The sequence below is a fragment of the Chromohalobacter nigrandesensis genome (genome assembly GCF_023061285.1).
GTDB lineage: Bacteria > Pseudomonadota > Gammaproteobacteria > Pseudomonadales > Halomonadaceae > Chromohalobacter > Chromohalobacter nigrandesensis.
In genome coordinates this window covers 1-560 of record NZ_JAKGAM010000048.1, presented here as the reverse complement: position 1 = coordinate 560, position 560 = coordinate 1, and the positions used below count along the sequence as shown (strand labels likewise).

Here is a 560-nt window from a genome sequence, read left to right as displayed (position 1 = left end):
ATGCATCTTTAGGAAGCGATCCACTTTGTTCTTGGCCTTGTTAGAAGAATATTCCTTTGAGTGCCCAATATACATTGCTCAAGGCAACCCATGAAAAAAGAAGAAAGCCTAAAAGGTAAACCAGAGAAACCAGGAAGCGCTTAACAATGAATTTGTCATTGTAATTCTCATGCAGGGCCCAAAACAGGTCCTTTGATCGCTCTGGCTCCGACTTCTCATTTTTTTTGATGCCAGCTAACTCCTGAAGGCGTTTCGTCTGGTTTTCCGAATCCTTCATGGCTTCGTCTTTATGTGCCTCCAATTGATCCATCCGCCCGCCCAATCGAGTGAAGTAACCAAAATCTGAATAAAGCTGTATGAATTTTGGTGAAACCACGATGAATAGAATATTTCCAATTGCGAACATAAGAGCCGAAAGGAAGAATATTTGCCAAGAGAACGGCAATGTAAGGGATACATTGTGTGTTGCTCCACCCGCTTCAAAGCTTAAAGATTCATTTAACCCAGACGCAGCCTTTGCGGCCACAGGAACGATTATCAGCCATATATACGTTGAGCTC

General features: G+C 42.9%; 1 protein-coding gene. It reads right to left on the bottom strand.

All coding sequences use genetic code 11. The annotated features are described in order from the left end of the window. Positions 1–40 precede the first annotated feature (40 nt). A partial coding sequence (locus L1073_RS17140; RefSeq protein ID WP_246901443.1) for a hypothetical protein occupies positions 41–560 on the bottom strand: 520 nt, incomplete at its 5' end.